Below are 13,654 nucleotides of genomic sequence, written 5' to 3' on the forward strand. Positions count from 1 at the left end.
TTCAGGCAGGGGTTCAGAGAGGGTGATCCCGGTAACCGGGACCACCTATAGGTCAATGTAATGACTGCTTATTATTCTATAATTTATTAAAGGCTTGGTAGTAGATGCGGGGGCATCAGCTCATTCAAATGGCGCAGGGTAATAAGTTGACTTGCGGCTTCAATATCGGGGGCAAAGAAACGATCTTTTTCGTAGTAAGCCACGTGCTGGCGCAACTGATGGCGCGCACGCTCCAGCGTATCTGATGTCTTCAACCCTTTACGTAAATCCAGCCCCTGACATGCAGCCAACCACTCCACAGCTAGAATACCGCGCACGTTTTCCGCCATTTCCCATAGGCGCTTGCCCGCACGAGGAGCCATAGAAACATGATCTTCCTGATTGGCAGAAGTTGGGATGCTATCGACACTCGAAGGGAATGCCAGTCCTTTATTCTCACTGGTCAATGCTGCTGCGGTGACTTGAGCAATCATAAAGCCAGAGTTTACGCCACCGTTCTCCACCAAGAATGGGGGTAACTGTGACATATGTTTGTCCATCAATAGTGAAATACGCCGTTCGGATAATGAGCCGATTTCTGCTAATACCAGCGCCAGATTATCCGCCGCCATAGCGACGGGTTCGGCATGGAAGTTACCACCAGACAAGACATCGCCTTGTTCAGCAAAAACCAAGGGGTTGTCTGACACCGCATTAGATTCAATCTCCAGAACCTCTGCCGCCTGACGCATTTGAGTCAAGCAAGCTCCCATAACCTGAGGCTGACAACGTAGCGAGTACGGGTCTTGAACTTTATCGCAATTACGATGAGATTCAGAGACTTCACTACGCTCGCCAAGCAAGTGACGATAGACAGTGGCCGCATCAATTTGGCCACGCTGGCCTCTCACTGCATGTATGCGTGCATCAAACGGGCTGCGAGAACCTAACGCTGCTTCCACCGTCAAACTACCAAAAACAGAAGCCGCAGCATAAAGGTCTTCAGCCTCAAATAAGCCACGCAGTGCATAAGCGGTAGAAACCTGCGTGCCATTAAGCAGTGCCAGCCCCTCTTTTGCCGCCAGTGTAAGCGGCTGCAAACCGGCTTTAGCCAGTGCGGTACGCGCATCTAACCATTCGCCTTGATAACGAGCTTGGCCTTCACCTAACAGCAGCAAACTCATATGTGCCAGTGGAGCCAAATCACCGGAAGCCCCCACTGAGCCTTTTAGCGGAATATGGGGATAAACCTGAGCATTAACTAAAGTTATCAACGCCTGAATAACATCCAAGCGAATCCCTGAAAAACCACGGGCCAAGCTATTGATTTTTAATACCATAATCAGGCGAACAATTGCATCGTCATTTGGTTCACCCACCCCTGCGGCATGAGAAAGAACAATCGAGCGTTGCAGATTTTCTAAATCTTCGGTAGCAATACGGGTCGATGCCAATAAACCAAATCCGGTATTGATTCCATAAGCCGTACGCTTCTCTGCCAAAATGGCCTGGACGCAATCTACACTTTGCTGAATGGCAGAATGAGCACTTTCATCCAGAGTGATATGCACGGGATGCTGATAAATATGCCGCAAATCAGCCAGCGTCATTTGGCCGGGACGCAGGGTCATTGTTTCGAGAGTTGTTTTCATTATTGTTTACCTCGTGTCGCGGCAACCATTGGCAAGTTCAGCCCCTGCTCTTGTGCACAATTAATGGCGATGTCATAACCCGCATCAGCATGGCGCATCACGCCAGTTGCCGGATCATTATGTAAGACTCGAGCGATACGTTCAGCGGCTTCATCGCTGCCATCACACACAACTACCATGCCCGAATGTTGCGAGAAGCCCATTCCTACCCCGCCGCCATGATGCAGTGACACCCACGTTGCGCCACTCGCTGTGTTCAGTAGCGCGTTAAGTAATGGCCAGTCCGATACAGCATCGGAACCGTCCTGCATGGCTTCAGTCTCACGGTTAGGGCTAGCAACCGAGCCAGAATCCAGATGGTCACGACCAATCACGATGGGGGCCGACAACTCGCCGGTACGCACCATCTCGTTAAAAGCCAGCCCCAACTTCGCACGCTGACCTAAGCCGACCCAGCAAATACGTGCGGGTAGCCCTTGGAAGCTGATTCTTTCACGCGCCATATCCAACCAATGATGTAAATGTTCATCATCAGGGATAAGTTCTTTAACTTTTGCATCTGTTTTATAAATATCGGTAGGATCGCCGGAAAGTGCAGCCCAACGGAACGGGCCAATACCACGGCAAAACAGTGGGCGGATATAAGCAGGTACAAAACCAGGGAAATCAAAAGCCTGAGTAACACCCATATCTAGTGCCATCTGGCGAATATTATTGCCGTAGTCAAATGTTGGGATACCCATGTTGTGGAAAGCCAGCATCGCTTCAACATGTTCTGCCATTGATTTCTTAGCAGCATTGACCACGAGAACCGGCTCACGTTGAGCACGCTGACGATACTCTTCCCAACTCCAGCCTTTTGGCAGATAACCATTCAACGGGTCATGGGCGCTGGTTTGGTCTGTCACCATATCCGGGCGAACCCCACGGCGAACTAACTCAGGTAAAATCTCTGCCGCGTTGCCACACAAGGCGATGGAAACCGCGTCACCCGCAGCGGTGTATTTTTCAATACGCGCGAGTGCATCATCCAGATTAGCCGCTTGTTCATCGACATAACGAGTTTTAAGACGAAAGTCGATACGGCTCTGTTGACACTCAATATTGAGAGAACAAGCACCGGCCAAGGTTGCCGCCAGTGGCTGTGCGCCGCCCATCCCCCCTAATCCTGCCGTTAATACCCAGCGCCCTTTTAAGCTACCACCAAAGTGCTGCCGACCAGCCTCTACGAAGGTTTCATAGGTGCCTTGCACAATGCCCTGACTCCCAATATAGATCCAACTACCAGCGGTCATCTGGCCATACATGGCTAACCCTTTAGCATCAAGTTCGTTGAAATGTTCCCAATTAGCCCAATGAGGAACTAAATTTGAGTTAGCAATTAAAACTCTAGGTGCATTACTGTGAGTTTTAAATACGCCGACAGGCTTACCAGACTGAATCAGCAATGTTTCGTCGTCGTTCAGATGAGTCAGACTTTCTACAATTTTGTCATAGCATTCCCAGTTACGGGCCGCACGGCCAATACCACCGTAAACCACTAATTCTTTAGGATTCTCAGCCACTTCAGGATCAAGATTATTCATCAGCATGCGCAGTGGGGCTTCAGTTAACCAACTTTTAGCCGTCAGCTTTGTACCACGCGAGGCTCTAATCTCATTATCACGGAATCTGTTTTGGGCAGTCACGGCAATTTCCTTCAACCAGTTTTTCAGGTATCGACGACATTACTTAGTTTGAACATTTATTAACATATACTCGTATAGACAAGTACAATCAAGCACGGAGAAAAAGAGAATGGGAGATTTCACACCACAAACACAGAGACATTAATACCATTTAAAATCAAATAGATATTGATCACCACTTTCTAACTTAAAGTCAAACAAGAGGATTTTCGGCATGATTTCGCTGTTGAAAGCAGCATAAAATTGGTTTGTTTTTGCGCACGAAGTCACATATATTTCACACGAATTTTACATTGAAACACTAAAAATGCGCGATATCTCGCTTAATAGTTGTGGGGGATTTGTCGCCGAAGTGGAGAAGGTTTACCGTTAGGGAAGATAAGAAGAGGGAGCAATAAGAGTTGTAAAATTCGCCTTTAGCCCTCTCTATTTATTATTTATGGTGAATCTGGCTATCAACAGGTGCATGTTCTCTTTCTATTAATCCATAGTCCCGCACCACTGTTGCCACTCGTAGACGATAACCAGAGAAGACACCCTCACGCCCTGCAGCTTGCGCGATACGGTGCTGTTCAATATTCCGCCATTTTTTAACTGCATCTTCATCTCGCCAAAATGACAGTGAGAGTAATTTCTTTGGGTGACTCAAACTCTGGAAACGTTCAACTGAAATAAAACCATCTATTTGTTCCAGCAAAGATTTTAATGTTGCGGCGTACTCTAGATACGTGTTGTATTCACCTTCTGCAGGCTCCACTTCAAAGATGACAGCAATCATAATTTACTCCTGCAAGTAGGGCATTGGTTGGACAAAATGACATACATAAAAGTATCAACATGCCTCAAGCGATTCCCTCTAGTCCACTGTAATAGATAAAAAACTAGCCCCAAAATGATAAAAGCCCCGACTACATTTAGTCAGGGCTTTTAAGGTACTACAAATTTAAAATTAAACATTAATCAACTTAATAACGTGATACTAACTTTCATACTGTTTATAAAGATGTACATGTTTTACAGGAATATTTTCGTTTGTAACTAACTTTGCCCTCCAATATATTAACTGAATGGTAACATTCCTCGTTTAATTTAATTTAGCCATGTTTTTGATAACACTAACTAAATTAGTACACCACCCTCGCGATATATACTCTTTGTTACGTGGCTTTACTTTCGTCGCGATATCCTCGATCTCATACTAACGTACACAAATCGCGAACATTACTATTAACAACAAAGCCTTAACTCATCGCGTATCGTCCACAAAATGCGATTATGAAGATTTATTGCATGGCTTTAAAGCATCATCGCATGAGTTAAATATATGAAAACTCAAAGCGAATCTCACATAAAAAAATATTTCGTGACCTTTATCGCATTATTTTAAATCTGCTACATGGACACCGGGTAAATAAAAAGCTTGCTACTAATTGCACCGGTGTTGAATTCTAATTTACGTGTTCTACATGAGATGTCAATACTGTTTTTAAGCACATGTCTTTATTATCAGTACCACTGAAAAACCGAGATCATTTTATTGATTTAGATCAGCATAAATTCCCCATGATCTGTTGTCTGGCATAAAAAGACCGCAGTAATCTGTATTGATAAAAATCCAGCGAAGAATTTCTTCTAAATGAGAGCAAATTCATAGACTACGCTATAGAGAAAGAATATTGCGGTGATATTTTTGATGACATCGATACTAAGGATCTCAATATAATGCAGCTAAAATGGACAACTCAGTGGATTCCTGGGCTCGCAACTTTCATCCATTATGATAAAGCTTATCTGAAGCCCGATATTCGTTCAGGGCTTTCGGTCGCAGCGGTCGCATTACCTACCGCTATTGCCTATACCGAACTAATGGGCATCAATGCCATTATTGGGCTTTATGCCTGCATTTTACCCATGATTGTTTATGCCTTATTTGGCACCTCAAGACAGCTGATTGTCGGCCCTGATGCAGCCACTTGCGCGGTCATCACTGCAGCAGTTGCTCCTCTTGCTCTTGGAAACCAAGACACGATTTGGCAAATGGCCATTATCATGACAATGATGACTGGTTTTTGGTGCGTCATTGCGGGTCGTTTCCGTCTCGCCATCTTTGCTGACTTTCTTTCTCAGCCTATTCTACAAGGGCTTTTAAATGGTGTTGCCATCACCATTATGGTTGGGCAAATTGGTAATATTCTGGGGTTGAACTCACTACCGTCAGATTTAATTAAATGCCTGATTGCATTGCCCGGTAAGTTATCGGAAATACATGAGTTAACATTAGTACTGTCAATTACCTGCCTTGCCATTCTGTTTATTTTGAAAGTATTACGCCCCAAATGGCCAGGACCCCTTATTGTGATGACGATTGCCACATTGTTAAGCTGGTACTTAGATTTCAATGCTGCAGGAATCACCATTATTGGTAGCCTAGGCCAAGGGTTGCCACATATTACCATGCCCCATTTCGACCCCATTTTATTACGTGAACTTGTCGTTCCGTCACTCAATCTTGCCGTAATCAGCATTGTCAGTTTTATGATGACGGTACAAAGTTTCGCTAGTAAAAATGGTTATGAAGTCGATATTGATCAGGAACTACGTGCCTTGGGTTATATCAATATCGCCGCGGGGCTATCACAAGGATTCGCGGTCAGTGCAGCAACCAGCCGCACTGCAGTTAATGATGCCAACGGTGGCAAGTCTCAAATGGTTTCAATAGTGGCAGCGCTGACGATCGCTTTGGTGCTTTTATTCCTGACACAAACACTGAGCTTCATTCCATTAGGAACACTCGGTGCTGTACTTATTTATGCTGCATGGTCCATGTTTAGTTTCAAAGCTATTTTTTCCATGCGAAAACATAACCGTTCGGCCTATATTCTGACCGTATTTACGCTAATCGCGGTGTTAGTGGTTGGTCTTATCGACGGTATCGGCTTTGCTATTATTCTTGGCATACTGCAATTCCTTCGTACTGTTTTCAAGCCAACAGATCAGTTACTCGGAGTGGACAATCAAGGGATAATCCACTCTGTTAATGCAGGTGAACATATTAAACCTATTGATGGTTTAATCATGTATCGCTTCAATTCTATCTTGACCTATTTTAATTCGACCTATTTTAAAAAACGCGTCATTGCGTTAGTTAACAGTGCACCAACGCCACCACGGTGGGTCGTGATCGATGCGGCTACATGCTTTACTTATAATGACGCAAGTGTATTTGCCATGCTTAAAGAGCTTATTCCGACTCTGAAAGCGAAAGGGGTGACACTAATTCTTGCTGGCCGTGACACGGAACTCACAGACTGGTTAACGAAGAACGATATGTCACCTTTTGCAGAAGAGATTATTGTAGTGCCAGATCTCTATCTTGCTGTCCAAATCACTCAGAAGAATGATATTCAGACTGAAGTTAAGAGGCAAAAAACAGCAATAGAGTCCGCTCAGGATGTTTAAACGATGTTGATTTCAACGAAGTAGTGAATGCTCCCCGTGCAGGTAGAGGCCAAATCCTACCTGCATACCAACCTCAATAAGCCACCTTATCTCACATCGAATCTGATTCTTTTCTTCATAGAGGTCGCCTCATTTTCTTTGGCTACGTTAGCCGATCATATTTTTCACAAACCAAAAACATAGTGATGCGGATCTCTCTTCGTGACAATTCTATTGGTCGAATAAAAATATCCATCCTATGATGAATTCATAAATCCGAACAGTGTACGCATATACGAACAAGGAGATAAACATGCCATTTGATTACATGAACCCAGTGAAATTTTATTTTGGTGCAGGTAAGTTCAAGCTAGCCGGTACAATCGCCGCCACATATGGCACGAAAGCGCTGATCGTGGCTTCTGATAGTGCCAAACCCACCGGGCAGTTAGTTTCATTGCAGGAATATCTCACCCAAGCCGGGATCACCTTCAGCCTATTTGATCGTTTCATGCAAAACCCACTTTCAACGTTGGTTGCTGAGGGAGCAGAGATGGCTAATCGCGAAGGATGCGATTTGGTCATTGGCATCGGTGGAGGCAGTGCTATGGACATGGCAAAAGGTATTGCTTTTTCAGCCCAAAATGAAGGCAGCATCTGGGATTATGTTTATGGTGTAAAACAGGGAACCTCGGCGCTGCCCGTGGTATTAATCCCTACCACAGCAGGCACGGGAAGCGAAGCAAACCGCACTGCGGTCTTCACCAATCCTGAAACCAACGATAAGAAAGGCTTGGTCAATCCACTGATTTATCCCAAAGCGGCAATTATTGATGCAGAACTGATGCTGACACTACCAAAACGTGTCATCGCAGGCCCTGGTGCGGATGTGCTGTTCCACGCATTGGAATCATTTATTTCTAAAAATGCACACCCAATGAGTGAGATGTTGTCTTTAAAAGCCATCGAGCTTATTGCACAAAATCTGCCTCGGGTTTATGACGATGTTAGCGATTTAGCAGCATGGGAAAATGTCACATTTGCCAGTTCATTGGCTGGCATGGCAATTGATTGTGCAGGAACAACCCTACCTCACGCATTACAACACCCAATGGGGGGGTTATTAAATGTCGTTCACGCGGAAGGTATCGCCGCCATGTATATGCCATTCATGGAATATACATGGCCAGCAGCACCTGAAAAATTCGCGGCTATCGCGCGTGCGATGGGTGTCGATACCCGTAATATGAGCATCGAACAAGCCGCCGCCAGTAGTGTGGACGCCGTAAAAAGTCTCCTAACTTATATTAATATGACACCAACACTGACTGAGCTTGGTGTCAAAGAGGAGCATTTTGACTGGATGGTGAATAATGTGCTTACCACCATGAAAGTCGTGTTATCCAACAATCCCAAAGTACCTGATGCTGAAACAATAAGAGATATTTATCAGCACAGCCTTTAATAAAAATAATCATTTAAATGAGAGATAGTTCATCGTTATCTCTCAAGAAACAACACGAAAACGCCAGGGAAATTAATATGTATATAATTATTGATTGCGGTTCAACAAATACTCGATTGTATTTAGTTGAGCAGGAAGAGGTAAAAGACAAACATGAAATTACTATTGGGGTAAACAGCACCGTTAGTGATGGAAATAATGAACGACTGAAACAGGCACTCACTCAGGCAATTGAAGATTTATTGGGTAACAATGCGCTTTCGTTGCATGATGTCGATTTTGCTATTGCCTCAGGCATGATTACTTCCAATCTGGGGTTGCTGGAAGTTCCTCATCTGATCGCGCCAGTGAATATCAATGACTTTGCTCAACATACTTGCCGGGTCGCAGGATATAAAGTTTTACCGATTGATCTTCCTATTATATTCATTCCTGGTGTGAAAAATGATATTGGCGAAGCCACTTGGGAAAATATCAGGAAAATCGACCTGATGCGTGGGGAGGAGACGCAAGCTATTGGTGTCATATCCAGCATGTCATTAACGTTACCAGCAACTATTGTGGAACTTGGTTCAACGACAAAAATTATACATATCAATAAAGATGGTGCAATTGCTGGCAGTATTACGTCCTTGAGCGGGCAAGTTTATGCCGCAGTAAAAAAAGAGACCTTCATAAACTCAAGTATGATCGATTCTGACAATGATACTGAGGATTTCTACTGCTCTGATATTCTCAAGCATGCTTACCAATGCGTCAGTAGTGCAGGTTTGTTACGGAGTCTTCTCTTTACACGTTTTATTCAATTTTCATTACCAACGACAGCAGCAGAAAGAAAATTCTACTGCGAATGTACAATAGCAGCTGATGATATGAAACTTTTTGATGAAGCAGAAGAACAAGGGTTTGCACTGACAGGCGATATTATTTTTATCGGCCAATCTGCGCGATGCAAAATATATCAAGAAATGTTAAAAGAAACCAAAAAGATTAACAACCATATGATTTCAATTACTCAGCCGGAAGAAATAGCTTTACTGAGTATAAAAGGGGCGTGCTATATCGCTAAATCACAGATTAATTAATGTAATAAATAAAATAACAATCACCTACAAATAATAGCCGAAATTAATAAAAATCCTTATTTTTAAAATGAAGAGATTGTTAAAACATAGCACATTAAAAAATAACTAGTGCAGTATTAATCGGTATTCACTTAACCTCTGGGACTTTACTATGTACGTTATAACCATAGATACAGGGACAACAAATACACGTGTTAGTGTATGGAAAGACAATGACATTATTGCCAAGTCTTTCCAACCCGTGGGTGTCCGCGACACGGCAATCAGTGGGAGCAAAAACACGCTAATTAATGGTGTTAAGGTGGCTATTGATGACGCCATGAAACAAGCCAACATTACCTATAACGATCCTCTTATTCTGTTGTCATCTGGGATGATCACCTCAAATGTTGGCCTGTATGAATTGGCACACCAAATTGCCCCTGCTGGAATTACCGAGCTTGCTCAAGGGATGGTAAAAGTAGACATGCCTGAAGTGGCTGAAAAACCCATTTGGTTTGTCCCCGGCGTGCGGAATAATTCGCAATCCGTATCGGTAGAAAACGTTGAAGCCATGGACATCATGCGCGGCGAAGAAACGGAAGTCATTGGCGTTGTTCAATCTATGAATTTGCAAGGACCTGCGCTGATTATATTGCCGGGTTCACATTCAAAATTCATTCGTATTGATGAGAAAAACCGCATCACTGGTTGTGTCACCACCATTGGCGGAGAGCTTCTAGATGTTATTACACAAAATACGATTCTAGCCAGTTCACTACAACACGACTTCGCTGACGAAATAGACAGGACAGCTCTCTTACAAGGCAGCCGGACTTGCCAAAAAGTCGGCCTTTCCCGGAGTTGTTTTTCAGTTCGTATTCTCGACATGTTTGCGCATCAGTCAAAAAATCAAAAAGCTAATTTTTTATTAGGTGCTGTGTTATCCAGTGATATTTCCGCTATTAAAAATAGTGATGCGCTGAATATAACGCCCGGTATGACGATTGTCATTGGTGGAAAGAGAATCCTCAAAGAGGCTTTCAGCACACTGATTAAAGATGATTCATTCTTTACCGGAGAAATACGTGTTATTGATGATAATCCGAAGCCATTATCAGGCCTTGGCATTATAGCCTTAGCACGATTTAAACAACTTTTGTAATCACTCTATCCTACGAATGAAGTATTAATAGGGCAATCACCATGAATACAACCGTAAAAGCAACGGTAGTTGCTAATAAAGTCGGAAAGAAAAGATGGTTTGTTGTATTTCTATTATTAGTCGGCGGTATTATTAACTATATAGACCGGGCAAGCTTATCTATCGCTGCACCGGATATGATGAAAGACTTGAATTTAACGAATACAGATATAGGTCTGATGGGTTCCGTTTTCGCACTGATTTATGCAATGTGTCAACTTCCCTCAGGCTGGCTGGTTGATAAACTTGGTCCCAAAAAAGTCTACGGCTGGGCTATTGGATTATGGAGTGGTGCAACCATGCTCACCGGAGCATGTAGCAGTCTGGCAACCTTGCTTTTTGCTCGTGCGTTATTGGGTGTCACCGAGGCTCCTTGCTGGCCTGGTGCAGCAAAAATAACGGCAACTTGGTTCCCGAAAAAAGAACGCGCATTGGCTACCGGCTTCTGGGATGCGGCATCAAAATGGGGCCCTGCAATAGCACCACCTATTTTAGTTGCTATTATTGTTCCTTTCGGCTGGCGCTCTCTCTTTTATATCGCTGGTGCACTTGGGTTAGTCTTCTTAATTTTCTTCATTTTTCTTTATCATCAACCAGAAAAGCACCCAACGATTACTGAAGAAGAATTAGATTATATTAAAGAAGGTGGTGGTGGCACCGCCGTTGGTAACGCGATTGGTGATGATGGTAAGAAAATAACCTGGGGTTCATTATTCAAATATAAATGTGTGTGGGGAATGATATTAGGCTGGTTCTGTTACGTATGGATGATGAATATTTTCACAACGTTTCTACCACTTTATTTAATGAAAACCCAAAATATTGAACTTAAATCATTGGGTATCTACGCCAGTATTCCTTACTTTGGTGGCATTGTTGGTGCTGTAGTCGGGGGATATATTTCAAAATGGTTAATGGACCGCGAAATATTTAAAGATTCCTTAGTCGCGAAACGCGTCACCATCAGCGTCTCTGCCATATTAGCCGGTATTACTGTGGTCTGTATTCCCTTCGCAACCAGTTTAACTTCGACATTAGCATTATTGGTTATTGCGATGGCATTACTTTCTGCACTTTCCGCAACCGGTTGGGCATTACCGGGTGATGTTGCTCCGTCAGCGATGGTCGGTTCTGTGGGTAGTATTCAGAATTTTGGTGGCTATTTTGCCGGTTCGCTATCACCACTGGTCACCGGGATGATTGCAGATGCTACTGGTTCATACACGCTGGCATTTGTTAGTGGCGGTATCATCGCCGGATGTGCGGCTTTGTGCTACTGGTTCCTCGTTACTAAGCCTATCGCGGCAACCCATTAAAGAGTGTGAATTTGATGACGCCAGTAGATAGCGCAGACGCCTATTCTACTGGTTATTAACGCTATATTTCCCGATGAGAAGGAAAATGCTTTGATTAAGCAAAAAGTTATTCAGGCCATAGAAGATACCGGGATCATCGCGATTGCGCGCCATATTACACCAGAGCAGGTATTGCCGCTGGCACAGGCATTATATGACGGCGGTATTCGAGTGATTGAAGTCACCTGCAACACGTCTGGGTTCTTACAATGCATTGAAATGTTGTCCACAGAATTTGGCGATAAAATGTATGTGGGCGCCGGGACGGTATTGAATCCAATCATGGCTCAATTGGTGCTAAATGCCGGAGCCAATTTTGTCTTAGCACCTGATTTTAATCCCGATGTTGTAAAAATAGTTCATGAACATCAGAGGCTTATGATTCCTGCTGTCGTTACGCCTAGTGAGATGATGCAAGCTTGCCGTATGGGAATTGATCTACTTAAGCTGTTCCCAGCCAATGCCTTAGGTATTGATTACCTTAAGGAAATTAGGGGACCACTCGATAACCTCGCCCTGATTGCCGTTGGTGGCGTTACTCTCGCGAATACTGAAAGTTTCGCAAAAGCAGGCGCATTTGCGGTAGGTGTCGGTAGCGAACTTATTAATAAGCAAATGATTGCAGACGGGAATTGGCAAGGCTTAACCAAACTTGCTGATAATTTCGTCGCAACATTTCGCCAAGGCAAATGTATGCCAACCTAATTTTTACAGCAGTACACCACGAAAATAAATCGACGTCCGGCAGCATAACCCTGCCGGGGTTGTGATCAAGGCGCTGATAAAGCGTCCTTTTTTTACGCATTTTGAGGGGGTAGATACGCTATAATAGTGAAAATTTTTCTAAAGGCATGTCTTCAATGGACAAATTTAACCGCTCAGTGGGGCGGGCGATTGAGATCCTCGAACTGCTCGCTCACAGTCCAAATGAATTAACCATCACAGAAATTAGTAAAAGTCTGGCTATCCCGAAAAGTACTGCGTTCGATATTATCTATACGCTAGTGAATAAGGGGTATCTTGAGGTGGCGGATGAGCGGCTTAAGTCGTTCCGTTTAGGGGTCAAACTTTTCCAGGTTGGTTCTGGATATCGCGATAAAAAGCCATTCTATGACGTGGCGAAATCCGTTCTCGAGAAGATTACCGCTCAGGTGAATGAAACCTCATTTCTGGCTATTGAAAGTGGTGGAATGCTGGTTTATCTGGATAAAGCGGAAAGCGAAAGTTCTGTTCGTACTTCCTGCAAACTGGGATCAAATCGCCCAATGTATTGCACCGGTTTAGGTAAAGCCCTGCTTTCTGCCTATTCTGATGAGCGTTTGCTTGATATTGTCCGTCGAACCGGTGGCATGCCTCCGATTACCCCCACCACTATCACCACCGAAGAGCGCCTTCTTGAAGAGATGAATCAATCGCGTCAGCGGGGTTATGCTATTGACGATCGTGAACACAATATGGATGTCTTTTGTGTAGCAGCGCCGATATATGACTCACGCAATGCACCTCTGGCGGCAATCAGTGTGGCATGCCTTTCATCAAAAATGGTCGGAAACCCAGAACGGGTAAAAGAGTTAGGAACGCTGGTTTCGCAGGCTGCGTTATCCATTTCTCAGAGAATTGGATTCACCGGTGATCGGTTATATAACGTGCGTTAATATGGAGGTCGATGATATCGGTGTGCTACCCAACAAAAGCCGCCATCGCGGTCATTAACTCTTTGAAAAGGCATCTATCACGATGCCTTTTTGCATTTTGGCCGTTATGCCGTAGTTTCTAAAGATCTCTAAATATGAATGGCACGACTATGCG

10 protein-coding genes are annotated in these 13,654 nt (G+C 44.0%); 7 read left to right on the forward strand and 3 right to left on the reverse strand.

Annotated elements, in window-relative coordinates; genetic code table 11:
• Positions 1 to 86: 86 nt before the first annotated feature.
• The 3 genes from hutH to HUZ92_RS09675 all read right to left on the reverse strand — a co-directional run bounded on the left by hutH (position 87) and on the right by HUZ92_RS09675 (position 4,097).
• Positions 87 to 1,631 (reverse strand): histidine ammonia-lyase, encoded by a 1,545-nt coding sequence (gene hutH, locus HUZ92_RS09665; protein WP_174846816.1) that lies wholly within the window; start codon positions 1,629 to 1,631, stop codon positions 87 to 89.
• Positions 1,631 to 3,319 carry a urocanate hydratase gene (hutU, locus tag HUZ92_RS09670; protein ID WP_050099461.1) on the reverse strand — a complete coding sequence of 563 codons (1,689 nt, stop codon included), beginning with the start codon at positions 3,317 to 3,319 and terminating at the stop codon, positions 1,631 to 1,633. The genes hutH and hutU overlap by 1 nt, the downstream gene beginning before the upstream one ends.
• Positions 3,320 to 3,752: 433 nt before the next feature.
• Positions 3,753 to 4,097, reverse strand: coding sequence for an antibiotic biosynthesis monooxygenase family protein (locus HUZ92_RS09675; RefSeq protein WP_050099460.1), 345 nt, complete (start codon positions 4,095 to 4,097; stop codon positions 3,753 to 3,755).
• A 944-nt stretch (positions 4,098 to 5,041) separates the two neighbouring features.
• On the opposite strand from HUZ92_RS09675, the gene HUZ92_RS09680 reads away from it, so the two are divergent.
• From HUZ92_RS09680 to HUZ92_RS09710, 7 genes are all read left to right on the forward strand, one after another.
• Positions 5,042 to 6,778 (forward strand): SulP family inorganic anion transporter, encoded by a 1,737-nt coding sequence (locus tag HUZ92_RS09680; RefSeq protein WP_050099459.1) that lies wholly within the window; start codon positions 5,042 to 5,044, stop codon positions 6,776 to 6,778.
• Between the two features lie 292 nt (positions 6,779 to 7,070).
• Positions 7,071 to 8,222 carry an iron-containing alcohol dehydrogenase gene (locus tag HUZ92_RS09685; RefSeq protein ID WP_050099458.1) on the forward strand — a complete coding sequence of 384 codons (1,152 nt, stop codon included), beginning with the start codon at positions 7,071 to 7,073 and terminating at the stop codon, positions 8,220 to 8,222.
• A gap of 77 nt (positions 8,223 to 8,299) precedes the next feature.
• Positions 8,300 to 9,307, forward strand: a complete 1,008-nt coding sequence (locus HUZ92_RS09690) for a 2-dehydro-3-deoxygalactonokinase (protein ID WP_174846817.1) — start codon at positions 8,300 to 8,302, stop codon at positions 9,305 to 9,307.
• A 151-nt stretch (positions 9,308 to 9,458) separates the two neighbouring features.
• Positions 9,459 to 10,451: a 2-dehydro-3-deoxygalactonokinase gene (locus tag HUZ92_RS09695; protein ID WP_050099456.1), complete on the forward strand. Its 993-nt coding sequence runs from the start codon at positions 9,459 to 9,461 to the stop codon at positions 10,449 to 10,451.
• Positions 10,452 to 10,492: 41 nt separating this feature from the next.
• Positions 10,493 to 11,806: an MFS transporter gene (locus HUZ92_RS09700; protein WP_050099455.1), complete on the forward strand. Its 1,314-nt coding sequence runs from the start codon at positions 10,493 to 10,495 to the stop codon at positions 11,804 to 11,806.
• Positions 11,807 to 11,896: 90 nt separating this feature from the next.
• On the forward strand, positions 11,897 to 12,550 hold the full coding sequence (locus HUZ92_RS09705) for a bifunctional 4-hydroxy-2-oxoglutarate aldolase/2-dehydro-3-deoxy-phosphogluconate aldolase (RefSeq protein WP_050099454.1): 654 nt from the start codon (positions 11,897 to 11,899) through the stop codon (positions 12,548 to 12,550).
• Positions 12,551 to 12,705: 155 nt separating this feature from the next.
• Positions 12,706 to 13,500, forward strand: a complete 795-nt coding sequence (locus tag HUZ92_RS09710) for an IclR family transcriptional regulator (protein WP_174846818.1) — start codon at positions 12,706 to 12,708, stop codon at positions 13,498 to 13,500.
• Positions 13,501 to 13,654: the final 154 nt, after the last annotated feature.

The sequence above is a fragment of the Yersinia vastinensis genome (assembly GCF_902726565.1).
GTDB lineage: Bacteria > Pseudomonadota > Gammaproteobacteria > Enterobacterales > Enterobacteriaceae > Yersinia > Yersinia vastinensis.

Excerpts from the sequence above, each read along its gene's own strand:
- HUZ92_RS09710 (WP_174846818.1), top strand. The coding sequence starts at position 12,706 with ATGGACAAATTTAACCGCTCAGTGGGGCGGGCGATTGAGATCCTCGAA.
- HUZ92_RS09680 (WP_050099459.1), top strand. The coding sequence starts at position 5,042 with ATGCAGCTAAAATGGACAACTCAGTGGATTCCTGGGCTCGCAACTTTC.
- HUZ92_RS09675 (WP_050099460.1), bottom strand. The coding sequence starts at position 4,097 with ATGATTGCTGTCATCTTTGAAGTGGAGCCTGCAGAAGGTGAATACAAC.
- hutH (WP_174846816.1), bottom strand. The coding sequence starts at position 1,631 with ATGAAAACAACTCTCGAAACAATGACCCTGCGTCCCGGCCAAATGACG.
- HUZ92_RS09685 (WP_050099458.1), top strand. The coding sequence starts at position 7,071 with ATGCCATTTGATTACATGAACCCAGTGAAATTTTATTTTGGTGCAGGT.
- HUZ92_RS09695 (WP_050099456.1), top strand. The coding sequence starts at position 9,459 with ATGTACGTTATAACCATAGATACAGGGACAACAAATACACGTGTTAGT.
- HUZ92_RS09690 (WP_174846817.1), top strand. The coding sequence starts at position 8,300 with ATGTATATAATTATTGATTGCGGTTCAACAAATACTCGATTGTATTTA.
- HUZ92_RS09700 (WP_050099455.1), top strand. The coding sequence starts at position 10,493 with ATGAATACAACCGTAAAAGCAACGGTAGTTGCTAATAAAGTCGGAAAG.